At 71.8% G+C, this 23,752-nt stretch carries 21 protein-coding genes; 15 read left to right on the top strand and 6 right to left on the bottom strand.

Annotated features, from left to right (window positions below; all coding sequences use genetic code 11):
* Positions 1–92: 92 nt before the first annotated feature.
* Genes UA75_RS13045 through tatA form a run of 4 tightly spaced genes read left to right on the top strand, consistent with a single transcriptional unit; the run spans position 93 to position 2,715 of the window.
* Positions 93–1,070, top strand: coding sequence for a helix-turn-helix transcriptional regulator (locus UA75_RS13045; RefSeq protein ID WP_075743756.1), 978 nt, complete (start codon positions 93–95; stop codon positions 1,068–1,070).
* Positions 1,067–2,056 carry a helix-turn-helix transcriptional regulator gene (locus tag UA75_RS13050; RefSeq protein WP_075740472.1) on the top strand — a complete coding sequence of 330 codons (990 nt, stop codon included), beginning with the start codon at positions 1,067–1,069 and terminating at the stop codon, positions 2,054–2,056. Before UA75_RS13045 ends, UA75_RS13050 begins: the two co-directional genes overlap by 4 nt.
* 4 nt (positions 2,057–2,060) lie before the next feature.
* Positions 2,061–2,330: a bacteriophage holin gene (locus UA75_RS35155; RefSeq protein WP_075740473.1), complete on the top strand. Its 270-nt coding sequence runs from the start codon at positions 2,061–2,063 to the stop codon at positions 2,328–2,330.
* Positions 2,308–2,715 carry a Sec-independent protein translocase subunit TatA gene (tatA, locus tag UA75_RS13060; RefSeq protein WP_075740474.1) on the top strand — a complete coding sequence of 136 codons (408 nt, stop codon included), beginning with the start codon at positions 2,308–2,310 and terminating at the stop codon, positions 2,713–2,715. The genes UA75_RS35155 and tatA overlap by 23 nt, the downstream gene beginning before the upstream one ends.
* A 149-nt stretch (positions 2,716–2,864) precedes the next feature.
* Here the strand turns inward: tatA and UA75_RS13065 are convergent, their stop codons facing one another.
* Complete coding sequence (locus UA75_RS13065; RefSeq protein ID WP_075740475.1) at positions 2,865–3,077, bottom strand: zinc finger protein; 213 nt, start codon at positions 3,075–3,077, stop codon at positions 2,865–2,867.
* 522 nt (positions 3,078–3,599) lie between these two features.
* On the opposite strand from UA75_RS13065, the gene UA75_RS13070 reads away from it, so the two are divergent.
* The 3 genes from UA75_RS13070 (at position 3,600) to UA75_RS13080 (ending at position 8,725) form a co-directional block, all read left to right on the top strand.
* Positions 3,600–6,638, top strand: a complete 3,039-nt coding sequence (locus UA75_RS13070) for a DEAD/DEAH box helicase (RefSeq protein WP_075740476.1) — start codon at positions 3,600–3,602, stop codon at positions 6,636–6,638.
* A gap of 169 nt (positions 6,639–6,807) precedes the next feature.
* The gene (locus UA75_RS13075) at positions 6,808–7,446 is read left to right on the top strand and encodes a DUF4333 domain-containing protein (protein WP_075740477.1); all 639 of its coding nucleotides are present in this window, start codon (positions 6,808–6,810) and stop codon (positions 7,444–7,446) included.
* Between the two features lie 64 nt (positions 7,447–7,510).
* Positions 7,511–8,725 (top strand): GNAT family N-acetyltransferase, encoded by a 1,215-nt coding sequence (locus tag UA75_RS13080; RefSeq protein WP_075740478.1) that lies wholly within the window; start codon positions 7,511–7,513, stop codon positions 8,723–8,725.
* 217 nt (positions 8,726–8,942) lie between these two features.
* On the opposite strand, the gene UA75_RS13085 is transcribed toward UA75_RS13080, so the two are convergent.
* Positions 8,943–9,905, bottom strand: coding sequence for a 5'-3' exonuclease (locus UA75_RS13085; protein WP_075740479.1), 963 nt, complete (start codon positions 9,903–9,905; stop codon positions 8,943–8,945).
* A gap of 145 nt (positions 9,906–10,050) precedes the next feature.
* Here UA75_RS13085 and UA75_RS13090 point away from each other — a divergent pair, with 145 nt between their 5' ends.
* Both UA75_RS13090 and UA75_RS13095 read left to right on the top strand, forming a co-directional pair.
* Positions 10,051–11,208: a M24 family metallopeptidase gene (locus UA75_RS13090; protein ID WP_075740480.1), complete on the top strand. Its 1,158-nt coding sequence runs from the start codon at positions 10,051–10,053 to the stop codon at positions 11,206–11,208.
* The gene (locus UA75_RS13095; RefSeq protein ID WP_075740481.1) at positions 11,205–11,657 is read left to right on the top strand and encodes an Lrp/AsnC family transcriptional regulator; all 453 of its coding nucleotides are present in this window, start codon (positions 11,205–11,207) and stop codon (positions 11,655–11,657) included. The genes UA75_RS13090 and UA75_RS13095 overlap by 4 nt, the downstream gene beginning before the upstream one ends.
* A gap of 197 nt (positions 11,658–11,854) precedes the next feature.
* Here UA75_RS13095 and UA75_RS13100 read toward each other — a convergent pair whose 3' ends face one another.
* Entirely contained in the window at positions 11,855–12,934 is a 1,080-nt protein-coding gene (locus UA75_RS13100) for a GDSL-type esterase/lipase family protein (protein WP_075743757.1), read from the bottom strand.
* A 381-nt stretch (positions 12,935–13,315) separates the two neighbouring features.
* Between UA75_RS13100 and UA75_RS13105 the strand changes: the two genes are divergently transcribed.
* Both UA75_RS13105 and UA75_RS13110 read left to right on the top strand, forming a co-directional pair.
* Complete coding sequence (locus tag UA75_RS13105; protein WP_232251196.1) at positions 13,316–13,966, top strand: class I SAM-dependent methyltransferase; 651 nt, start codon at positions 13,316–13,318, stop codon at positions 13,964–13,966.
* Positions 13,967–14,264: 298 nt separating this feature from the next.
* Positions 14,265–15,161 carry a putative RNA methyltransferase gene (locus tag UA75_RS13110; protein ID WP_157434152.1) on the top strand — a complete coding sequence of 299 codons (897 nt, stop codon included), beginning with the start codon at positions 14,265–14,267 and terminating at the stop codon, positions 15,159–15,161.
* 9 nt (positions 15,162–15,170) lie between these two features.
* Here the strand turns inward: UA75_RS13110 and UA75_RS13115 are convergent, their stop codons facing one another.
* Genes UA75_RS13115 through UA75_RS13125 form a run of 3 tightly spaced genes read right to left on the bottom strand, consistent with a single transcriptional unit; the run spans position 15,171 to position 19,175 of the window.
* Entirely contained in the window at positions 15,171–15,860 is a 690-nt protein-coding gene (locus UA75_RS13115) for an ABC transporter ATP-binding protein (RefSeq protein ID WP_075740482.1), read from the bottom strand.
* Complete coding sequence (locus UA75_RS13120; protein ID WP_075743760.1) at positions 15,857–16,561, bottom strand: ABC transporter ATP-binding protein; 705 nt, start codon at positions 16,559–16,561, stop codon at positions 15,857–15,859. Before UA75_RS13120 ends, UA75_RS13115 begins: the two co-directional genes overlap by 4 nt.
* A 4-nt stretch (positions 16,562–16,565) precedes the next feature.
* Positions 16,566–19,175 carry an FtsX-like permease family protein gene (locus UA75_RS13125; protein ID WP_157434153.1) on the bottom strand — a complete coding sequence of 870 codons (2,610 nt, stop codon included), beginning with the start codon at positions 19,173–19,175 and terminating at the stop codon, positions 16,566–16,568.
* Positions 19,176–19,580: 405 nt separating this feature from the next.
* Here UA75_RS13125 and UA75_RS13130 point away from each other — a divergent pair, with 405 nt between their 5' ends.
* From UA75_RS13130 to UA75_RS13145, 4 genes are all read left to right on the top strand, one after another.
* Positions 19,581–20,156 (top strand): FxsA family protein, encoded by a 576-nt coding sequence (locus UA75_RS13130; protein ID WP_075740484.1) that lies wholly within the window; start codon positions 19,581–19,583, stop codon positions 20,154–20,156.
* Positions 20,157–20,206: 50 nt separating this feature from the next.
* Positions 20,207–21,841: an amidohydrolase gene (locus UA75_RS13135; protein WP_075740485.1), complete on the top strand. Its 1,635-nt coding sequence runs from the start codon at positions 20,207–20,209 to the stop codon at positions 21,839–21,841.
* Positions 21,842–21,892: 51 nt separating this feature from the next.
* Positions 21,893–22,531, top strand: a complete 639-nt coding sequence (locus UA75_RS13140) for a DUF1707 domain-containing protein (RefSeq protein WP_404799974.1) — start codon at positions 21,893–21,895, stop codon at positions 22,529–22,531.
* A gap of 529 nt (positions 22,532–23,060) precedes the next feature.
* On the top strand, positions 23,061–23,654 hold the full coding sequence (locus UA75_RS13145) for a winged helix-turn-helix domain-containing protein (protein WP_083683172.1): 594 nt from the start codon (positions 23,061–23,063) through the stop codon (positions 23,652–23,654).
* Positions 23,655–23,752: the final 98 nt, after the last annotated feature.

The raw sequence follows: 23,752 nt of genomic DNA on the forward strand, positions 1-23,752 counted from the left end.
GCCTGCGGCCTGATCGCCCAGGCACGGACCTTCGGCCGGAAATCAGGCGGTCGCGTCACGACGGGCCACCCGCAACGACTAGGGTGCCGATCGTGTCGACTGCACGCGCTGAGCGCCTGGTGAACCTGGTGTTGTGCCTGCTCTCCACCCGTCAGTTCCTCGGCGCCGATCGAATTCGGGGGATCGTCCCCGGTTACGCGGACGCGCCCACCGGCGACGCGTTCTTCCGGATGTTCGAACGGGACAAGGCCGAGCTGCGGGACCTGGGCATTCCGTTGGAGACCGGCCGAAACTCCGGCTTCGACGGCACCGAGGGGTACCGCATCGCCCGCCGGGACTACGAGCTGGGCGAGATCGACCTGGAGCCCGACGAGGCCGCCGCCGTGGCACTGGCCGCCCGGCTCTGGGACTCGCACGACTTCGCCGACGCCGCTCGCCGGGCCGTGGTCAAGCTACGAGCCGCGGGCGTGGACGTCGATCACGGCACCGCTCCCGCCGTGGAGCCCAGGGTGCGGATCAGCGAGCCGTCGTTCGCCGTGCTGCACGCGGCGGTGCAGGCAGGGCGGTTGGTCACCTTCGATCACCGGCGCAGCAGCAGTCCTGAGCCGATGCGCCGAGTCGTCGAACCCTGGGGCGTGGTGTCCTGGCGCGGGCGCTGGTACCTGGTCGGACACGATCTCGACCGCCAGGCCACCCGATGCTTCCGGCTCTCGCGCATCGTCGGGCCGGTCACGACCTCCGGTCCCGACGGCGCGGTCCAGCGTCCGGAGGGCGTCGACCTGCTGTCGATCGTCGCGGCCACCGCCGAGCCGCCGCCGCCCGCGCCGCCCGCACTGCTCTGGATCGCCAAGGACCGGGCCAACGGGCTGCGCAGGCACGGCAGGACGACCGGCGAGCGCGTCGTCGGCGGGATCGACGGCGACCTGCTGGAGATCGAGTTCAACCACTCCGGCTCCGCCTCCGACTGGATCGCGGGCTACGGTCCGGACGTCCTGGTCGTCGAGCCGGAGTCGCTGCGGGAGTCCGTGCGCGAGGTGCTGCTCGGCGCGATGGGAGAGGGAGAACGATGAGCGCCTCGTCCGAACGGCTGTCCCGCCTGCTGGCTCTGGTGCCGTACCTGCTGGCCAGACCGGGCATCCCGCTGGCCGAGGCGGCGGCGGACTTCGACGTCACGCCTCGACAGCTGCGCAAGGACCTCGAGCTGCTGTGGATGTGCGGGCTGCCCGGCTACGGCCCCGGCGACCTGATCGACCTGTCATTCGACGACGAGTCGGTGATGGTCTCCTACGACGCCGGGATGAGCAGGCCGCTGCGGCTCACCACGACCGAGGCGACCTCGCTGCTGGTGGCGTTGCGGGCGCTGACCGACGACCCCGGACTCGCCGACGTCGACGCGGTCGTCCGTGCCGTCGCCAAGATCGAGGCCGCGGTCGGCCGGGCCCAGCCAGCGGGCGTCGTGGTCGGCCTCGGCAGGCGAGGCGCGGTCCGAGCTGGCGTGCAGGAGGCAGCGCAGCGGGCACTGGAGCTTCGGCGGGCCCTGCGGATCAGGTACTACACGGCCTCGCGCGACGAGATCAGCGAACGGACGGTCGACCCGACACGACTGGTCCTGCTGGACGGCCGCGAGTACCTGGAGGGCTGGTGCCGTTCGGCCGAGGGGATGCGCCTGTTCCGGATGGATCGCGTCGACCAGGCCGAGGTGACCGACGAGCCCGCCGCCCCGCCGCAGCATGCCGAGCCCGTCGATCTGACCACCGGACCGTTCCGCGCCGCGCCCGACCAGCTCGCGGCCGTGCTCGTCCTCGGTCGTGACGCGCGCTGGGTCGCCGAGTATCACCCGGTGGAGGAGCCCGTCGAACTCGAGGACGGCAGCCTGCGGGTCACCATGCGCTATTCCGACAGCTCGTGGATGCTGCGCCTGGTGCTCGGACTGGGCAGCGGCGTGCGGGTGCTGGAGCCCCGCAGCCTCGCCGAGGCGGTCCGCAGCCAGGCGTCGGAGGCGCTGCTGCTCGGTGAGAAGCTCGCCGCCGATCTCATCGCCGACGGACTACGGTAAGGCCGTGTCGTATCTGCTCAGCGGGCTGATGATCGCCCTCGGTCTCCTCCTCCTGGTCGTCGTCGTGCTTCGACTACTAAGGTCCGTGCGGACGGTGCGTCGTGCGCAGTCGCGACTGCGGCGTACCGTCGAGGACCGGGGCGGCCTGCTCCGAGCACGGCTCGCTGCCGTGGAGGTGGCGGTGAAGGAGCGGCGTCGGCCCATGTCAAGGCCTCGGCACGGGCACACGGACGAGAACGGGAGCATCATCAATGTTCAACCTGGGAACCGCTGAGATCCTGATCATCGCGGGCGTGCTCGTGCTGCTGTTCGGCGCCACGAAGCTGCCGCAGATGGCTCGTTCGCTCGGCCAGTCGGCCCGCATCCTCAAGGCGGAGACCAAGGGCATGCGCAACGACGGCAAGGACGAGGCGGCCGCCGAGGCCGCGCCGCAGGCAGATCCGGCCCAGGCGGCCGCGCCGCAGCCGTTGGCCGCTCCCCAGCCGCCGGTCGCGCAGCCGGTCGTGCAGCAGCCCGTCGCGCAGCCGCAGGCGCAGCCCGTCGCCGAGCCGGTCGCCGCTCCGCAGCCCGTCGCGCAGCCGGTCGCCCAGCCCGCCGCCGAACCGCAGCAGGCTGCCCAGCCGCAGCCCTCGACGACGCAGACGCCGCCCGCGCAGTAGGTCCCGTCCGCCCGGGTCTGGGCGCTGCCTGTCTCCTGCCCGTCGTTTCCGCCGTCAGTCCCGGCCGGTCGGCTGCTCGCCGTCCGGCCGGAGCAGGCACCGGGATGATGCTCCGGGCCTCGTCTCACAATGCCGCTTCACGGCCCTCCTCAGCGCGGTCTGGTCGCCGACATGTCGACCTGCTTGGCTGCCTCCCAGCACTTCTCGCAGCTCGCCCAGAATCGCGCCATGGTCGCCGTGTCGGCCACTTCGACCAACTCCTCGCACAGGGCGGTCGCCTTGTCTCCGGTTTTGTACGTGCCGCGTGGTCCGGGCAGCACATGGCGCTGCCTGCTCGCAGGCTGCCAGTGGTAGACGCTCACCAGTGCACACCCCTCTGCTGTCCGTGAGAGCGAGGATCACCACGGCCGGTGATGATCTCGCCTCACCACGTTAACGACGCTGAACGACTGATGGCGAGAGGTTCCGCCTTCCTAGTGACGCCTGCGGTCTCCGTCCGGGGGCGGCCTGCTCCGCTCCGGCCGATTCCGGCCGAAGTCCCTCCCTGCCGCGGTCCGCCTGCCGAGCTCGCCTGCGCGAGGGCCTCGCCGCCCGCCCGGCTCCCGCCGGACCGTCGGGGCATCGACGGGCATCGCAGCACCTCGCGTGGCGCCGCAGCGCCGGTCGGCACGGGCGGCCGGGCCGTTCGCCCGTCCTCCTTTCGGTCCCACTTGGCTGACGTCGGTACGTCGGGCTGGTGTATCGGCTGGTCCGCGCCGAACGACGCCGCGCCGCCGCCCGAGGACCGCCCCGCTCCGCTCTCGTCCCGGCGCCGTCGTCCGACAGGTGTGAACAGACCGCCGAAGACTCGGGTGCACGTCGGCCCGATGTGAAAGCCTGATGCCGTGGCCGCACGCTCTTCGAACAATTCGGCGACGTCTCCTGCGGAGCGTTACGCCGCTGCCCGCTCACGTCAGGCCCATCCGAGGCTGACGGAGTTCCTCAGCGAGATCGCCTTCGAGCTCGATCCGTTTCAACTCGCCTCCTGCCGGGCGCTGGAGGTGGGACACGCCGTCCTGGTCTGCGCGCCGACCGGCGCGGGCAAGACCGTCGTCGGCGAGTTCGCCGTCCATCTCGCACTCGCCGAGGGAAGGAAGTGCTTCTACACGACGCCCATCAAGGCGCTCTCCAATCAGAAGTACGCGGACTTGTGTGCCCGACACGGCGCCGAGAACGTCGGGCTGCTCACGGGCGACGCGGCAGTCAACGGCCACGCCCCCGTGGTCGTGATGACCACCGAGGTCCTGCGGAACATGCTCTACGCGGGCTCGTCCAGCCTCGACGGGCTCGGCTACGTCGTGATGGACGAGGTCCACTACCTCGCGGATCGATTCCGGGGCGCGGTGTGGGAGGAGGTCATCCTCCATCTGCCGGAGAGTGTCCGCCTGGTGTCGCTGTCGGCGACGGTCAGCAACGCCGAGGAGTTCGGCGAATGGCTGGTGGCCGTCCGAGGCGACACCTCCGTGGTGGTCGACGAGCATCGACCGGTGCCGCTCTGGCAGCACATGATGGTCGGCAGCCGCACGATGGACCTGTTCGGCGGGGAGTCCGCAGGCGAGCTGAAGCTCAACCCGAACCTGTTGCGTCAGGTGCAGAACACCGAGCGCAGCGAGCCTGCCTGGCGGGGGCCGCGTCGGGACCGGGGGCCGCGTGACCGACGGAACGGCGCTTCGCATCCCGCCCGGTTCCGGCCGCCCGCGCGCACCGACGTCATCGAGCGACTCGGCGCCGCCGGGCTGCTGCCCGCGATCGTCTTCATCTTCAGTCGAGCGGGCTGCGACGCCGCCGTCACCCAGTGCGTTCGCGGCGGGCTGCGGCTGACCACCGAGGCCGAGGCCGAGGAGATTCGTCGCGTCATCGACCTCAAGACCGTCGACCTGCCGGACGGCGACCTCGGTGTCCTGGGTTACTGGGAATGGCGAGAGGCGTTGGAGCGCGGGGTCGCCGCCCACCACGCGGGAATGCTGCCCGCCTTCAAGGAGACGGTGGAGGAGCTGTTCGTGCGCGGGCTGGTCCGGGCCGTCTTCGCCACGGAGACGCTGGCACTGGGCATCAACATGCCCGCGCGGACCGTGGTGCTGGAGAAGCTGGTCAAGTACAACGGCGAGGCACACGTCGACCTGACGCCGGGGGAGTACACCCAGCTCACCGGCAGGGCGGGCAGGCGCGGCATCGACGTCGAGGGTCACGCGGTGGTCATGTGGCAGCCCGGCGTCGATCCGCGGCAGGTCGCCGGGCTGGCCTCGACCAGGACCTATCCGCTGCGCTCCTCCTTCCGGCCCGGCTACAACATGGCCGTGAACCTGGTGCACCGGGTCGGCGTCCCGGCGGCGCGCGACCTGTTGGAGCAGTCCTTCGCCCAGTTCCAGGCCGACCGCTCGGTGGTCGGCCTGTCTCGCCGGATCGAACGCAACGAGGAGGCCTTGGCGGGCTATCGGGAGTCCGCGAGCTGTCACCTCGGCGACTTCGAGGAGTACATGGAGCTGCGACGTCGCGTCTCCGCCAGGGAGAAGGTCCTGGCCAAGCAGAACACCGCAGGCAGGCGCGCCGATGCTGCGGCCTCGCTGGAGCGGTTGCGCAAGGGCGACGTCATCGCCGTGCCCGCTGGCAGGCGGTCCGGGCTGGCCGTGGTCGTCGATCCCGGCCTGGACCCGCTCAACGAGCCGCGCCCGCTGGTGGTCACCGAGGATCGATGGGCGGGCAGGCTGTCGGTGGTCGACTTCCCGACGCCGGTGGAGGCGCTGGGCCGGATGCGGCTGCCCAAGCACGTCGAGGTGCGCTCGCCCCGGTCGAGGCGGGACCTGGCCTCGGCGCTGCGCGACACCGGGATCGCGGTGCCAGCCCGGGGCAGGAGCCGGCCGGGTGCCCCGCACGAGGACGGTGAGCTGAACACCCTGCGTCGTGCACTGCGCGCCCACCCCTGCCATGGCTGTGACTCGCGAGAGGACCACGCGAGATGGGCCGAGCGACACCATCGTCTCGCGGGTGAGAACGACCAGCTCCGCCGGAAGGTGGCGGGCACCACCCACTCGCTGGTGCGCACCTTCGACCGGATCAGGGCGCTGCTGCGGGCGAGGGGTTATCTGGCTCCTGCACCCGCCGTCCCCGGCGGTCCGGACGCCGAGGGCGCCACCGCTGCCGTGAACGCGGACGACGCCGCGAGCGCGGGAGCGACGGGAACCGACGGCGATACTGCGGAGACCGGTGTGGCCGAGGAGACCGCCGGTTCCGCTGCGGAGGCGGAGCAGGCCGAGGCCGAGCCTGCCGAGGTTTCGAGGGACGCCGTGTCCGCCGTCGGCCCCGTGTCCGCCGTCGGCGCGGCACCCGGCGGCAAGGGCACGGTCGTGGTCGTCGATCAGGAGACGATCAGCGAACACGGCAGGCGGCTGGCCCGCATCTACAGCGAGTCCGACCTGCTGGCGGCCGAATGTCTGCGCCACGGCGTATGGCGAGGCCTCGGACCGGCCGAGCTGGCCTCGGTGGTCTCCGCGCTGGTCTTCGAGTCGCGTCGCGACACCGGCCCGGTCGCGGCCCTGCCGGAGGGACCGGTCACCGACGCACTGGCGGAGACCATCCGCATCTGGGCCGATCTGGAGGACGACGAGCGGCGGCACCGGCTGGACCGCACCCGCGAACCGGACGCGGGCTTCGCCTGGCCCGTGTACCGGTGGGCGCGCGGCGAGTCGCTGGAGAAGGTGCTGACGGCGGCGGAGAGCACGGGCCATGATCTGTCGGCTGGCGACTTCGTGCGCTGGTGTCGTCAGGTCGTGGACCTGCTCGACCAGCTTCGTGACGTGGTCGGCACCCGGGATCCGGTGGGTGCCGCCGCAGCCAAGGCGGTCGTCGCCCTGCGTCGGGGAGTCGTCGCGATGAGCACGTCGTGAGAACGACTCCCGGTCACAGCACTACTACGGCATCGACTGTTCGGTGTGGTCAGCGACAGAGACTATGGTTTGATCGCGCGGATCGGTGACGAAGACTTCGCTCTACGAGACTCCGCACCAGATCCCTCGAACAGCCACGCGCATTCCAGCGTCGACCCGGAGGCGAACCATGACCAGCCCGTACGGACCGTCCGGGGGGAACGACCCGCAGCAGCAGTGGGGACAGCAGCCTTACGGGGGCTACAACCCCGGCACTCCCACGGGCGGGACGCCGGAGCAGGGCGCCTACGGCGGCTACCCGCAGCAGGGCTACGGGCAGCCGCCTGCGGGCCAGGGGTACGGCCAGCCGCCTGCTGGTCAGGAGTACGGCGGCTATCCTCAGACCGGCGGTTACCCGCAGCAGGGCTACCCGCAGCAGGGCGGCTACCCGCAGCAGGGTTACGGCCAGCCCGGCGGGTACGGCTACCCGCAGGGTCCGCCGCCGCAGCCGCAGAAGACCGCACTGCCCTGGGTGATCACCGGCATCGTCGTGGTGCTCCTCGGTGCACTGGCCGTCCTCGGCTTCGTCTGGCCGGGCTTCTTCAACACCAGGGTGTTCGACGAGAACGCGGTCGCCGAGGCGGTCACCCGGATCGTCGAGGACGACTACGGCGCAGGTGAGGTCACCGGGGTGAGCTGCCCGGCGGGCCAGCCGCTGGAGGCGGGCACCTCCTTCGAGTGCACCGCGACGGTCGACGGCGAGGCGTCCCGCATCACCATCTCCGTCCAGACCGACGACGGCGAGTACCAGGTGGGCCAGCCCTCCTGACCTGGTCGGGCGCGCAGTGAAAGGCATTCGCATTTCCGCGCGCCCACCAGGCATCATCGTCGACGTGCCCGACTACCAGATCAGAACACTCGACGACGCCGACATCGCCGCAGCGGACGCCCTCTTCCTGGGGACGCTCCACCTTCCCCCCACCGCCGCCGAACAACTCGACAACCTGCGGCCCAGCTATGTGCCGGGACGAGCGCTGGGCGCCTTCGACGGCGACGAACTGGTCGGCACCGCGATGTCCTATCCCTCCGCCCTGGCCGTGCCCGGCGGCGCGGTGCCGAGGATGGGCGCCGTCAGCAGGATCGGCGTGCGTGCCGATCACACCAGACGCGGCATCCTCACGGCCCTGCAACGTCGCCAGTTGAGCAGCCTCGTGGAGCAGGGCGATGTCATCGCCACCCTGCGTGCCAGCGAGGCGACCATCTACGGGCGGTTCGGCTACGGCGTCGCCGAGCGGGTGCGATCGATCACGGTGAACCCGTCGACGGCCGAGATCCGGCCCGATCTTCCGCGAGTCGGCCGGACCCGGCTGATCGACGCCGCCGAGGCCGAGACCCTGCTGCCCGCGCTCTACGAGCAGATCGGTCTGCGCCGACCGGGCATGATGACTCGCCCGGCCGGGCTGTGGGGCATCTGGCGGGTGCGGGAGACCAAGCTCGACGGTCTCGCCCGCACGGCGGTGCACACCAACGCCGACGGCGTCGCCGACGGCTTCGTCACCTACCGGGCCGTGAAGTCGGGCGGCTTTCGCGCCGAACTGCGCGTCGAGGACCTGCACGGCGCGACGCCGACGGCGATCCGGGAACTCTGGCGCTTCCTGATCGGCCTCGACCTGACCGCCGTGATCAAGGCAGGCTCGCAGCCGCTGGACGACCCGCTGGAGTGGTCACTCGTCGATCGCCGGGCCGTGGGCGTCGACGGCGTGACCGACTCGACCTGGCTGCGCCTGCTCGACGTGTCCGCCGCCTTGGCGGCCCGGTCGTACGGCGACGCGGAGCCCGTGGTGATCGAGCTGGTCGACGACCTGCTGCCCGCGAACACCGGCCGATACCGGGTCGGCGCCGACGGCGCCCGCCGTACCGAGGCCACCGCAGATCTCGTGATGGGCGTGGCCGCGCTCGGCGCCCTCTATCTGGGCGACGTCGCGCCGTCGACGCTCGCCGAGAACGGCTTGATCACCTGGTCCGGCGAACCCGGCCAGGCGGCACTGGGCCGGGCCGACCGACTGTTCCGCACCCCGACGCCCCCGTACTGCGGCACCTTCTTCTGACGGCCGGGCGAGGCCCTTCTGCGACGGTGTCTTCACCCGGCCGGACCCGGCGGCTCGCTCATCCCCTGGCGCAGGTGAACCGGCGCGTTGCGGCCGCCGGAGCCGCCGTCCGCAGGGCTCCGGTGCCTGCGGGGGCCCGATGCCGCTCGTCGAGTGGCTCGGCCCCTGCGGCCGGCGCCATGGGGCCTCCTCGATCGATCCGTCGGTGCCTTCGCCCCTATCGGTCTGCTGCCCCCAGAGCGTGAGTCAGTCGACCGAGTGAACCGCCGAGTCCCCAGCGTTCGCCCAGCTCGGCGAGCCGGGCCGGGTCGGCGGGCCGGGTCGGGACGAGGTCGGAGTCGCTCCCGCTGATCGGCGCGTCGAGCGCCACTCGCACCACGGTCGGGGCGACGTCCAGGTAGTCGGCCGAGCCGAGCAGCGCTGCCCGTGCTCGAGCGGGAATCCCCGCCGAGCCCTCCTCGGCCGCCTTCCGCAGCGCGGCAAGCGAGCCGAAGCCGGTGATCAGTCTCGCCGCGGTCTTCTCGCCGATGCCGGGCACGCCGGGCAGCCCGTCGGACGGATCGCCGCGCAGCATCGCCATCTCCGCGTAGGCGGAACCGGCGCCCTCTTCGGGAATCCCGTACTTCGCCGCCAGTTCCGCCGGGCCGATCCGGTCCCGCTTCAGCCAGCCTCGCCCGACGTAGAGGACGACCACCGACGTCGGTTCGGTGCGCACGGTCTGGAACAGGTCGCGATCGCCGGTCACGATCTCCACCGGATCGCGGTCCTCGCGGGCGGCGAGGGTGCCGATCACGTCGTCCGCCTCGAAGCCCGCTGCCTCGGCGGTCGCCAGCCCCGCCGCTGCCAGCACGTCCAGGATGATCGGCACCTGCGGCGTCAGCGTGTCCGGCACCGACTCGGCCGCGCCGGGCTCGGTGCCCTCGTGCGGCGCCTCCTCGGCGACCCGGTGGGCCTTGTACGAGGGCAGCGCTCGCACTCGGAACTCCGGCCGCCAGTCGGCGTCCAGACAGCAGACGAGTCTGCCGGGTCGTCGATCCGACACGATGCGCGACACGGTGTCGACGAAGCCGCGCACGGCGTTGACCGGCGTGCCGTCCGGGGCGGTCAACGACTCGGGCAGGGCATGGAAGGAGCGGAACCACAGGCTCGCGGAGTCGAGCAGCACCAGGGGAGCGTTCACCGCCCCAGCCTGCCGGCCATGGCTGACGATCGCGCCTCGATCCCCGGCTGCCGAGGTCCCTCGGGCGCTCGCCCGACCGGCGGGGCGGCGTATCGGGGCAGGCACGCGCCTTGCCCGACGCGGGCGGCTCGCTACGCTGTCGCCCATGGCGTCGACTTCCTCCTCCCTGCCCCCCGCCCAGGTGCTGCGTTCCCGACTCGATCGGGCCCGCGAGGCGTGCACGGAAGCGGGTGTCGACGCGCTGGTCGTCGCTCCGGGCTCCGACCTCCGGTACCTGCTCGGCGTCGAGGGCGGCTCCCGAGAACGGCTCACCACGCTCGTGGTGCCTGCCGCGTCCATCGGCGGCGCCCCGGTGCTGGTGCTGCCCAAGCTGGAGGCCCCCGGATTCACCGAGGTGCCCGCCGCCGAGATCGGGCTGGAGATCGCCACCTGGGTGGACGGCGAGGACCCCTACCGGCTGGTCGTCGACCTGCTGTCCCGAGGAGGATCGACGCCCCGTCGGGTCGCCGTCGGCGACATGCTGGAGGCGCTGCACGTGCTCGGTCTGCGCGCTGCGGACCCGAGCATCGAACAGAGCCTCACCGGCCCGGTGCTGCGCGAGCTGCGGATGCGCAAGACCGCCGAGGAGATCGAGGGGCTGGCGGCAGCGGGCGCCGCCATCGACCGGGTGCACGCCAGGATGGGCGAGTGGCTGCGGGTGGGTCGCACCGAGGCCGAGATCGGTGCCGACATCGCCGCCGCGATCGTCGCCGAGGGACACACCCGACCGGACTTCGTGATCGTCGGGTCCGGCCCGAACGGGGCGAGCCCGCATCACCGTGTCTCCGACCGCGTCGTCGAGGCGGGCGACGTGGTGGTGATCGACATCGGCGGACCCGTCGAGTCGGGCTACAACTCCGACTGCACCCGGACCTACGTCCTCGGCGAACCCGCGCACTCCGACGTCCACGACGCCTACGAGGTGCTGCGGCGGGCCCAGCAGGCCGCCGTGGACGCGGTCCGGCCGGGCGTGACGGCCGCCGAGATCGACGCGGCGGCGCGCGGGACCATCGAGGAGGCCGGACTCGGCGAGTTCTTCATCCACCGCACCGGACACGGCATCGGTCTGGACGTGCACGAGGAGCCCTACATCGTCGGCGGCAACGATCTGCCGCTTCAGGAGGGCATGGCCTTCAGCGTGGAACCGGGCCTGTACCTGCCCGGCCGCTGGGGAGCGCGGATCGAGGACATCGTCGTGGTCACCGCCGACGGCGTCCGGGCGGTGAACACCAGGCCGCACGAGCTCGCGGTGCTACCGGCATGACCGCAGGCCTGGAACCCACTGACCGTGCGATCCTGCGTGAGCTGGCCGCCGACGGCCGTTGCAGCTTCACCGACCTCGCCGAGCGGGTGGGACTGAGCGTGTCGGCCGTGCACCAGCGCGTCAAGCGGCTGGAACAGCGCGGCGTCGTGCAGGGTTACGCGGCGCGGCTGGACGGCGACCAGATCGGCCTCGGCCTGACGGCCTTCATCTCGCTCACGCCGACCGATCCGGCCGCTCCCGACGACTACCCGCAACGGCTGCGGCACCTCCCGCAGATCGAGTCCTGCTACTCGGTGGCGGGGGAGGAGTCCTACATCCTGCGGGTGCGGGTCGCCTCGCCCGCAGGCCTGGAGGACCTGCTGCGGCAGATTCGCGAGGCCGCCAAGGTCGCCACCCGCACCACGGTCGTCCTCTCCACCCCGTTCGAGAACCGCTCGCCCGCCGTCTGAGAGCCTGTCTTTGATCCCCTTGGAGTCGTGAGCGGGGATCGGCGTGGACGAGCTGCCCGGGGGCCTGCGGAAGCCGTCACGGATGCCATGGTGACCGACGACGGCGCCGCAGATCGCCGCGCAGGCCCCCGCGCAACAGAAGGGCAGGGGCACAGACCGGCGCTGCGGGCCCGGCCTGTTCGTGGCGGAGGCCGGCGCTAGCCGGTGGCCTGACTGGTCTGTCCCGTCTCCGGGACGGCCCGCAGACCGCCCTGCTGATCGGGCAGGCAGCGGGCCGACGAGGCGTCCGTGGTGAGGAACTCCGACAGACACTGGGCGAAGGCGCGATGCCCGGCGGCATTGGGATGGAACGACTCCTGCACGGCGTGCGGGGCGCGGTCCTCGTCCTCCAGCGCGGACCAGTCGACCACGAGCCGGGTGAACCACTCCTCGGTCTGCTTCTCGGCGGAACACGCCTCGCGGCCGACACCCGCCTCCGCATAGTCGAGGAATCGGGCGTCCACGCTGTCGGCCGCGCGACGCAGCCCGTCGGAGAGGGTCTGCACGCCGACCTCCCGCATCCACTGGGCGTCCTCGACGCGGAACGGGCAGCCCGCCAGGCTGCCGAGATCGCGTTGGATGTCCGGACCCACCGGCGAGGCGTAGGACTGCACGACGAGTTCGTAGGCGTTGTCCGGGTAGCCGTTGGCCCGCATCACGGTGCGGACGTCCTCCAGCACGTTGCTCACCTTCGGGACCATCCGGTCGACTCGGTCCAGCCACTCGTCTTCGAATTCGCCGTGGGTGCAGCCCGGTCCGTTACGGAGGAACCAGGCCTGGAAACAGGCGCTGAGCACGTCGGAGAACCGGGGATCGTCGTTGGCGCCCAGCCCGATGACCACGGCCCGGACGCGGTTCTCCGCCGCCAGCTCGGCCAGCAGCGCCGTCTGCGACTCGGCGCCGTGCTGTCCGTCGCCGTCGATCCGCAGGTGCTCGGAGCGAGCGCTCGAGCAGCTCAGGTTGATCCGCTCGTCGATGGCGTCGTCGTCGACGAGGTTGATCAGAGCGGCGGGGGAGCGGTGGCACCAGTTCCCGTCCTCGCCGTGGGTGCCCACCTCGTAGTCGCCCGCGCCCTCTCCCGACATCGTGCTGTCGCCCATGGCCACCACCACGTCGGGGGCGCCGGGCGGCGGGCCGGGTCTCGGCGGCACGGGGCTGTCGCCGACCAGCACCACGAGGCCGAGCACGGGTGCGAGGATCAGCAGGAGGATCGGGAGTCGGTGGCGAGGAGGGTGCATCGTCGTCCAGTCTAAGAGTCCGTCGTGACTGCTCGCCATCCATCGGGCCGGACCGAGGACGGTGATCGACCGGACCGCCCTCGACCTCGGCTCGCCGGTCTCGACCTGAGACCGGTCTCCGGTCGCGACGCCCTCGCCTTCGGTCGTGCCGATCTCGTCGGCGCGCCCCGGACCGGGCCGACCCGCCTCGTCGACGGCCGGACTGGCGGACCGCCCTCCGGGCCACGGCAGGGCCCGCGGCGATCGATAGCATTCGACGATGTTGGTGTCGTCCTACCCGGAGACGGCGCGACGGCGGCTGCGTCCCGTCACCGATGCCGATCGGGGATTCCGGCGGGTGAACACCGGTGAGCGATCCGTCCGGTAGGAGGCGCGAGTCACGTGACTGACGGCGTGGGACGGCCCGGCTTCAACCACAACGACTTCTATCACGGGTCGTTGCTGCGCCGGGTTCCGCCGGACTGTGCTCGGGCGCTGGACGTGGGCTGCGGAACCGGGGTCTTCGCCCGGCGACTGGCGCTGCGGGCGAGTGCCGTCGACGCCCTGGACCGCTCCGCCGAGGTGATCGAGACCGCCCGATCGCGGTCTGCCGACCTGCCGCACGTCCGGTACGTGCACGCCGACCTCGCCGAGCACGACCTGGGCGAGGGCCGCTATGACTACATCGCCGCGCTCGCCAGCATCCACCACATGCCCTTCGCCGAGACGATCACTCGGCTGTCTCGGGCCCTGACGCCCGGCGGAGTCCTGGCGGTGCTCGGCTGTTACCGAAAGGTCACGCTGCCCGACCTTCTCCCGGACCTGATCGCCGCTCCGACGAACCTCGCGGCGAACGTCGCGGTCCGCCTCTCCTCTCGGCTACGCGGCCGTGCGACGTCCGTCGTGGACACGGCGCCGGTCAGCGAGCCTCGGATGACCCTCGCGGAGATCCGCCGGGAGGCCGAACTGCTGCTGCCCGACGTCGTCATCCGCAGGCGGCTCTACTGGCGGTACTCGTTGTTCTCTCGACGTCCGGCGACGTCCCTGCGCTGACGAGCGACGCCCGAGCGGCCACGCCGCGGGTGTCCCTGCGCGGTGGGTTCGTAGCTCGGATGCGTACTGCTCGACGTCCAGCCGTATTGACTCCACCCGGACCGCCGCCGGAGAGCCTGTTCTTGCTCCCCGCTGTCCTGTTGCCCGGGGCCTGCGCGGCGATCGGCGGCAGTGGTCGTCGCCCCACCATGACTCCGTCGTGGCTCTCCTGTCGCCTGGCAGCTCAGCCACGCTGATCCCCGCTCACGACGGAGGAGGAGGGAAGACAGGCTCTAAGGTATCGGCTCGTGACGACGACATGCCGGACCGGCCATCACTCGACGGCGGGGGCGGCGACGAGGTGACGACCGCGCCGACACCCCTCGACCAGGCGGTTCCCTTCCTGCGCTGCCCGCACTGCGCCCAGGACCTGCATCGCGCCGACGCCTCGCTGCGATGTCCGGCGGGCCATGTCTTCGACGTCGCCCGCCAGGGCTACGTCTCCCTGCTCTCCGGCGCGAGCAACCCGCACGTGGCGGACACGGCGGCGATGGTGGCCGCACGGGAGGAGTTCCTGTCGGGCGGCCACCTCGATCCGATCTCCGAGGCCCTGGCTCCGCTGGTCGCCGCCGCTGCCGACGCGTCCAGCTGCGTGCTCGACGTCGGCGCGGGCACCGGTCGCCATCTCGGCCGGGTGCTGGCCGAGATGCCCGACCGCGTCGGCGTCGCCGTGGACCTGTCCAAGCACGCGCTGCGCCGGGCGGCCAAGGCGCATCGGCGGATGGCCGCCGTGTGCTGCGACGTGTGGCGCGGACTGCCGATCCGCACCGGCTCGGTGGCGGCGGCGATCAACGTCTTCGCGCCGCGCAACGGCGCCGAACTGCGGCGCGTGCTCGCGCCGCAGGGCACGCTGCTCATCGTCACCCCCACCGACCGGCACCTGGCACAGCTGGTCGCCGAGCTGGACCTGCTCACCGTCGCGCCGGACAAGCGCGGCCGCCTCGCCGACACGCTGGGGCCCGGCCTGGTGCTACGGGACCGAGACACCGTCACCTGGCGCCGCGAGCTGGATCACGCCCAGGTACGGGCGGTCGTCGGCATGGGACCCAACGCGTGGCACCAGGACTCGGCGGCGCTCGCCGAGAAGGTCGCCGGGCTGCCGGAGAGGATCGAGGTCGACTTCTCCGTCGACGTCTCCCGGTACGGCCCGGCGTAGCCCCGTCCCTCAGCCCTCCGTCACCTGACCATCGACGATCTGGAGTCTGCGGTCGGCGGCGGCGCGGACCTCGTCGTCGTGGGTGGACAGCAGCACACAGGTGCCGTCCTCGGCCGCCTCGTGGAGCAGACCGAGCACCGCGCCCACCATCTCGTGATCCAGATGCGCGGTCGGCTCGTCGGCGAGCAGCAGTCGGGGACGGATCGCCAGTGCTCGGGCCAGCGCCACCCGCTGCTGCTGGCCGAAGGACACCTCGGACGGGTAGCGCTCGGCGAGCTGATCGACTTTCAGAATCGTCAGCAGTTCCGTCACCCGCCGGTCGACGTCGCCGAGCCTGCCCGCGATCTCCTCGGGCGCCAGCCGCATCGGCAGCGCCACGTTCTCGGCGAGCGTCAGCTCGTCGGCCAGCCCCATGGCCTGGGGCAGCACGGCCACGACGTGCCAGGCGACCATCGGGCTCATCGGCTCGCCCAGGATGAGCACCTCGCCCTCGTCGGGCTGGTCGAAGCCACAGAGCACGGAGAACAACGCGCTCTTTCCCGAGCCCGACGGCCCGGACAGCGTCACGACCTCGCCTGCCGACACGGCCAGGTCCACTCCGCGCAGCACCTCGACCCGGCTCGTGCCCTGCGGGAAGGAACGACGTACGCCGTTCGCCCGCAGGACCACCGTGTCGATCAGTACACCTGCCTCACTCATCGTCGTCCCCCTTCGACCTTGATCAGTTCGCCGTCCCGGAGCCACACCAGGGTGTCGGCCCCGGCCCGCAGCCGCTCGTCGTGCGAGGCGACCACCACCGGGACGTTCAGCGCGGTGACGCGGCGCAGCGAGTCGAGCACCAGGTCCGCCGACCGCGCGTCGAGCTGGGAGGTGGGCTCGTCGGCCAGCACGACCTCGCACCCCATGGCCAGGGTGCAGGCCAACGCGAGTCGCTGCTGCTGTCCCCCCGAGAGCGCCCGGATGCGCCAGCCCCCGGTTCCCGGCAGGCCGAGCTCCTCGAGCAGCTCCTCGCCGGGATCGGGCCGGTTCGCCAGCTGCGCGGCGGCGCGCAGGTTCTCCGCCACCGTCAGGTAGTCGAACAGGTTCTCGCCCGGATTCTGGTAGACCAGCGCGATCCGGCTGCGACGCAGTCGGCGCAGCGCGCCCGCGTCCAGCCTGCCCAGTTCACGGTCCCGCAGGAGCACCTGGCCCGAGGTCGGTCGGTCGAGCAGCGCGAGGACCCGCAGCAGGGTGGACTTCCCCGAGCCGGACGGGCCTGCCAGCACGGTCAGGCCACGGGCGGGAACGTCCAGGGTCACGTCGCGCACGGCGCTCACCGGCCCCGACGGCGTCGGGTAGGTCACCGACACCGAACGCAGTCCCAGTACCTGCTCGACAGCCGAGGTCGGCTCGGCGGTCATCGTCTCAGCCACGGATCAGCTCTCCCACTCGTGCGGTCCGCACCAGACGGACCGCGATCCAGCTCGCGATCGCCACCACCGCGGCGCCGATCAGCACCGTCCAGATCAAGAAGCCCAGCGGCATTCCGGGGGACGGCAGCGGGAAGACCTCCGGCGCCGGGTCCAGCCGCACCGCCGACAACTCCGCCCCGATGATGCCCGCCAGCGCCCCGAAGCCGATGGCGAGCACGGCGACGACGCTCAACTCCACGAGATAACTCGACACCAGGGTCCGCAGCCGCAGACCCATCCGGGTCGCCAAAGCGCCCGAGAGCACGTTCTGTCTACGCCGGGCCTCGACCGCCAGCAGCAGCGACACGACCGCGAGCACCGCCAGCACGACGCCGAGCACCACGATGAAGGAGAAGGTCCACTGGATGGTGAGGAAGGCGAGCGCGTCCATGGCCGACGACCGCTCAGCGGTGTTGAGCGCCATGACGTCCACGGCGGCCAGCGCATCGACCACCTCGGTCAGGTCCAGGGTCGACCACACGTACCAGGCGCCGAGGGTCGAAGGCTGGTCCACGGCCTCGGCGGAGATCACGTAGCCGATCCCTCGGGTGAGGCCGGGGAAGCCCTCCAACGACCCGGTGGTGCGGACCTGAAGTCCGCGACCGGTGTCGACCGTGCCTTCGGCGGCGCCGCCGACCGCCAGCGCGGGAACCACGCCGTCGGCGTCGGGCGCCCCCAGCGAGCCGAGCTGCTCGCTGATCTGCTGATGCAGGGGCGTGTCATCGGCGTAGGCGCCGTCGGCGAAGGTGGCCGGGTCGACCGCCATGATGCGCCCGTCCCGCCCCTGATCGAGGATGTCGCGGGTCGTGACGCCCACCATGGTGGACTGCCCCGCCAGCGAGTCCGGCAGGACGAGACCGTCGCGAACCTCCGCGTTCCCGATCTGCACCGCGCTCTCGGCCCCCACGCTCAACCCGGACTTCGCGTCGAAGGCCTGCCGTTGCGCGGTGACGACGCCGTCGCCGACGGCGATCGTGCCCACCGCCAGCAGCGCCACGACGAGCACGCCCGTCACGGTGCCCCGGGAGGCGGCGAGCCTGCGGATGCCCAGCTGAGCCGCAGGCCGCGACCACATGCGCAGGCGATGAGACTTGATCAGCGAGCCGTTGAGCAGGCGGGCGACCAGACCGGCGACGGTGAGCACGACCAACAGCGGGAAGGCCAGGGCGACCGGGTCGATGCGGGGGATGACCTCACCCGTCTCGACGGTCAGCGCGCCGTCCCAGAGGCGGCTGCCCGCCCAGACGGCCAGCCCGGCGCTCACCAGCTCCCACGGCAGAAGGGCGAGCACTCGTCGCCCGCGTCCGCCGCGCTGGACCCGTTCGCGCTCGAAGGCGGCCCTGGTCCGCAGTGCCACCGTGCCCGCCAGCACGCCGACGGCGATGACCGCCACGCAGAGCATGATCACCGTCAGGGTGGTGACGGTGCCCGGCTGGATGACCGAGGAGGGGGCGAACAGGCTCAGCGTGGCCGCTGCCGTGCCGACGCCCAGTCCGATGCCCACGGTCAGCGGCAGTCCCAGTTCCAGGACGGCCTTGCCGCCGATCGAGGCGGGGGAGATCCCGCGTGACCAGAGCAGCCGGATCTCGGTATGTCTGCGCTGACACCACTGCATCGCGACCGCTGCGACTCCGACCAGGCCGACCAACAGGCTGACCAGTGTCAACGGCAGTACGGCCAGGGTCACCGTCCGGCTGGACTCATGGGACAGCTCCACCGGTCGGTCCAGATAGGCCCTGGCGTTCACCGGCTCGAACACCGGGAAGTGCGCGACGGCCTCGTGCACTTCCGAGGTGAGCAGCCGGGCCCGTTCCGACAGCGCCGCCGCCTGCTCCGGGGTGTCGGGTGTCTCGACGGGGTAGCGGACCGTGGTGATGAGTGGTGTCCCCGACTGGTGCGCGAAGTCGTCGAACTCGTCGCCGTCGGCGAAGAACGCCACCTGGGCGTCCTCGAAGTCACCGCTGAGCGGCCGCACGGTGACGGTCCCCTCCTCGGTGCACCAGTAGTCCTCCTGGGGCGCCGCCAGGTCTGCGTAGACGGTGGTCACGGGTGGCAGGTCGGTGACGCCCGCGAGACTCGGACGGTCGCCGATCTCGACCTCGCCCGCCTCCGCCACCGACTGGGCGATCCACAGTCCGCTGCGGTCGCCGCCCTCGACGACCCGGAGGTGATCCAGGGCCCCGTCACGGTGACCGAGCCTGCTGGTCGGGGTGTTCTCGCCGAAGGCGATCCCGGTCGGGTAGGTGTAGCGGCCGGTGATGCTCTCGGTGAAGCCGTGCTCGGTGCCTGCCTCCCGCGCCGCTTCCACCAGCGTCGCGGAATTCTCGGCAGCGAGGTCCTCGCCGACGACGTTCGGGCCGACGGCCTGGGGGCACAGCCGATCCAGGTTGTACTGGACGGCGGCGCTGCCCACCGTGGAGACGTGCAACACGGCACCGGCGATCACGAATGACAGGACCAGCCCGGTCAACACCGCGACCAGCATGGTGGAGGGACTGGACAATGCAGCGCGTGGTGCCCTGGTCCACGGCAGCTTGAGGGTCGGCCTTCGCTCGGACTTCACGCGCACGAGCGTGACACGACGGTGAAATGCGCCACCACCGATTCGGGCGAACCGACATGCTTTGGTAACACCTGACTCCGACTGCCGGACGATCTCGTGTTCGACGAGCCGCGGGCCGACGGTCGACCGTCCGACACTCGGCGAGCATGCACCGGGCCTGCACTGCGGGGACGGCCGCGCAGCGGAACGGTTTCGTCGCGCACGGTGACCTCGGCCGGTCCCGTCGGTGACGTCGCGCACGGGCCTGCCTGCCTGCCCCTGGCGGCGGGGGCGACGGCCCGGACCGGACCGTCACTACCATCGGACTCGGCGGCGGGAGCAAAACGGACGTCTCGTTCGTTGAGTACAAGACGAGCCGCCAGCTGCCCGGACCACGGGCCGCCGACCTCTCAAGGAGCCGCCCACGTGCCTCTGTTGTTGCTCATGCTCCTGGAGATCACTGCCCTGATCGTGGTGGGCAACCTCATCGGAGTGCTGTTCACACTCCTGTTGGTCGTCGGCAGCAGTGTTCTGGGCGGCTTCCTGCTCCGCAGGGAGGGCAGCCGGGCGATGGCCGCCATGCAGGAGGCGATGCGCCACCGCAGGCTGCCGTCCGACTCCGCCGACCCGACCACCATCGTCGTGGCGATCCTGTTCCTCATCCCGGGCCTGATCACGACGGCCTCGGGGCTGCTCCTACTGATCCCCGGCAGTCGCACCCTCGTCGCGCGTCGGATGCGGCGCAGCCCTCGTTTCGTCGCCCAGCCCGGCGGACCCTTCGCGGCCCAGGCAGGCGGCGGTGCGTCGCCGTTCGGGCCCCGTCCCGGCGGGCCAGGTGGGCCGATCCCACGCTCGGGCACCACCGCTCGCGGGGATGTCGTCGAGGGCGAGGTCATCGACGGCGAGGTGCTCTCCGAGACCATCGAGTCCGAGCCCCGTAATGCCGACGGACCGGCAGGCAGGCCTACCGGCGATCCGAAGCCCGGCGACGATCGCGATTGACCTCACACCCCGTCCGCCCGTCCGGGGAGGCCGGGGCAGACTGCACCACTGTGACGACCACTGCGCACCCCACCACGCTCCTGTTGAGGGGCGGTCGGATCCACTCGCCCGCCAGCCAGGACGCCACCGCGATGGCGATCATCGACGGCGTCGTCGTCTGGATCGGCCAGGACGCGGCGGGCGACGCCCTCTTCGGCGGGCAGGCCACGACGGTCGATCTGGACGATGCGTTCGTCGCGCCTGCCTTCGTCGATGCCCACGTCCACGCGACCTCGGCGGGCCTGCTGCTGGAAGGGCTCGACCTCACCGGCTGTCCGACGCTCGCCGACTGTCTTCGGCGCCTGGCCGAGCACGCCGCCGCCCACCCCGCCGGAGTCCTGTGGGGCCACGGCTGGGATGAGAGTCGCTGGCCGGAGCACCGTCCGCCGACCAGAGCCGAGATCGACGCGGCAGTCGGCGCGAAGCCGGTGTACCTGTCCCGGATCGACGTCCACTCCGCGCTGGTCTCCAGCGCGCTGCTCGCCATGGTGCCCGAGGCGCGGTCGGCGGCGGGATTCCACGAGGACGGGCCGTTGGCCAGGGACGCTCATCATCTGGTTCGTGGGGTGGCCCGCGACGGCATCGACGGCGCGCAGCGTCGGGCCGCGCAGCTCGGCTTCCTGCGTCACGCCGCCGCGCAGGGCATCGCCGCCGTGCACGAGTGCGCGGGACCGGACATCTCCGACCCTCAGGACCTCCACGACCTGTTCGTCCTGGCGGGCACCGAAGACCTTCCCGAGGTCACCGGGTACTGGGGCGAACTCGGCGCGGTGGGCGTCGCCCGCCGCCTGCGGGTGGCGGGGCTGGCGGGCGACCTGTTCGCCGACGGCGCCCTCGGCTCCCGCACCGCCGCGCTGCGCGCGCCCTACACCGACGCTCCCGACACCAGCGGCGCCCGCTACCTGGAGCCGCCCCAGATCGCCGAACACCTGGTGGAGTGCACCCGCCACGGTCTCCAGGCGGGCTTCCACGTGATCGGCGACGACGCCACCGCGGCGATCATCGAGGGCTTCCGCCTTGCCGAGGCCGCCGTGGGGCTGCGGGCCCTCACCGTACGACGGCACCGCCTGGAGCACCTGGAGATGGTCGACGCCGAACAGGCCGCCGAGCTGGCCCGCTGGGGGATCACCGCCTCCGTGCAGCCGATGTTCGACGCGTTGTGGGGCGGCGAGAGCGGCATGTACGCCGAGCGGCTGGGCGTCTCGCGGGCGGCCGGGCTCAATCCCTTCTCGACGCTGGCCTCGGCAGGCGTCTCGTTGGCGTTCGGCTCGGACGCGCCGGTCACCTCGGTCGGGCCCTGGGCCGCCGTGCGGGCCGCCGTCCACCACCGCACCCCCGGCGCAGGCATCTCACCGCGAGCCGCGTTCACCGCGCATACCAGGGGCGGCTGGCGGGCGGCCGGTGCCGCCGAGGAGCTGACCGGGACGCTGGTGCCCGGCGCCTCGGCCACCTATGCGATCTGGACGGCGGGGGAGCTGGTCACGCCCGTCTCCGACAGCCGGATCGCCCGTTGGTCGACCGATCCCCGCTCCAGGGTCCCGCGACTGCCCTCGGTGGAGCCGGGCGCCGACCTGCCCGTCTGCCGCGCCACGGTGCTGCGGGGCCGAGTGATCCACGACGCGGAGGGCCTGCTGCCCGTCAGCTGATTCCACCGTGCCCGCACGAGGACGCCTGCTCACCACGTAGGGTGCATGACCGTGACGGAACAACCGGACCGCAACCCGGAGGTCCGCGCCTCCGATGCCGAGCGCAACGAGATCGCGTCCCTGCTGAACCAGGCCGTCGGTGAGGGGCGGTTGAGTCTCGACGAGTTCACTCATCGCGTCGGGCTCGCCTACGAGGCGACGACTCGCAGCGAGCTGGACATGCTGGTGACCGACCTGCCGGTGTCTCGCACCGCACCGGAGGCACCGCCCCTGGCGGTGCGCTCCGACGGTGACGACGAGGCGGGCGGCAAGCGCAAGTGGAACCTCGCCGTGCTCGGCGGCAGCGATCTCAAGGGGCGCTGGCGGGTCCGGCGTCGGATGGGCTTCTTCGGCCTCCTCGGCGGCAGCGACATCAACCTCTGTGACGCCGAGCTGGACGCACCCGAGGTCGAACTCACGCTGGTCAGCATCCTCGGCGGGCACACCGTGATCGTTCCGCGCGGTGTCCGGGTGGAGAAGTCCGGCGGATTCGATCTCATGGGCGGCGACGAGGTCAAGATCGATGAGACCGCGGTCCTGCCCAATTCGCCGGTGATCCGCATCCGCTCGTACTCGGTGCTCGGCGGCTCGGACATCAAGAATCCCAAGAAGAAGCGCAAGCGCAAGCGGGATCGCGAGCTGGAGGACTGAACTCGGCGGTCGCCGAGGCGGTGCGTCCGACGGACTCGGTCCCGCCCGAGGTCGCGCCGTCGGTGCCACGCCGCGACGCCCGCGCAGGCCGGTTCGTGACACCTTCGTGGCGGGTCGGGCGGTCCTGCCGGGCGGGCCCTGTCTCGCTGATCGGAGCGGGTCCGCTCCGCGTCGCTCCGGGCGGCGGCGGGTTCGTCGACGGCCCACTCCATCATCCCCCCGGTGGGAGCGTGCTGGGCAGCCCGTCCGGCTCAGCTCGCCGGTGGTCCACGCCGTCGCCTCCCGGCACCGAGTCCGCGCTCTGTCGTCGGGTGTCGGCCGCCGCGACGCACGTCGTGACCACTGCGCCGAAGCGTCCAGTCACTGGGAGTCGTTGACACCCGGCCGTGGGCTTGATGCGATCATGCTGTGGTTCCCACCGTGCTCACGCGACGTCGTCACGTGGACTACGCCCGCGTGTCCACTCAGGCCTGTTCGAGGGGTCCGCTCGGCGAGACCAGTCCTGCTCAGGCCCTCGGTGAGGAACTCCATGGCGCAGCCGACCCAGACATCACCGCTCACCACGACACCCGCGGCCGAACCCGCTGACGAGCCGATCAGCGAGACGGCCGTCATCGTCACCATGAACGCCGAGACGGACGACCCGACCGGTCTGGCAGGCAGGCTGATCGAGATCATCGGCACCGTCCTCCAACCGCACTCGGTGACCGTGACGGTGCGGGGAACCACGTTGCGAGCCGCCGCGCCCCGGCTGCTCCCCTCGGTCGAGACGCCGCCGCGCAGGCGGATCGTCTCGTTGACGCGGCCCGTGCCGACCGTGCTGATCGACGTGCCCTCCCGCAGCGTCTCCTGCCGAGGCACGGTGGTGGAGCTGACGCGGCTGGAGTTCGACCTCCTGCTCTTCCTCTGCGAGCACCGCGACCGAGTACATCGACGGAACTCGCTCATCACCCGGCTCTGGGGCGCGGCGCAGGAGCCGCCCGGCGCCCGGACGGTGGACGTGCACGTCCGGCGCATCCGGGCCAAGCTCGGCGACGACGTCGAGGTGATCAGCACCGTCCGGGGTGTCGGCTACCGGATCGACGACGCCGCAGGCGTGGTCGTGCGGCGTGGACAGCTCTGATCAGTCGGTGCCTGCGGCCTTCGACCGGCGCGGTCGGCCGTCGGTGTGACGGCGCCGGTGCGAAGACCCCGGCGCCCAGTGCTCGGGACGCCGCCGTC

Origin of the sequence: Actinoalloteichus sp. GBA129-24 (assembly GCF_001941645.1) — a bacterium.
Classification (GTDB): domain Bacteria; phylum Actinomycetota; class Actinomycetes; order Mycobacteriales; family Pseudonocardiaceae; genus Actinoalloteichus_A; species Actinoalloteichus_A fjordicus.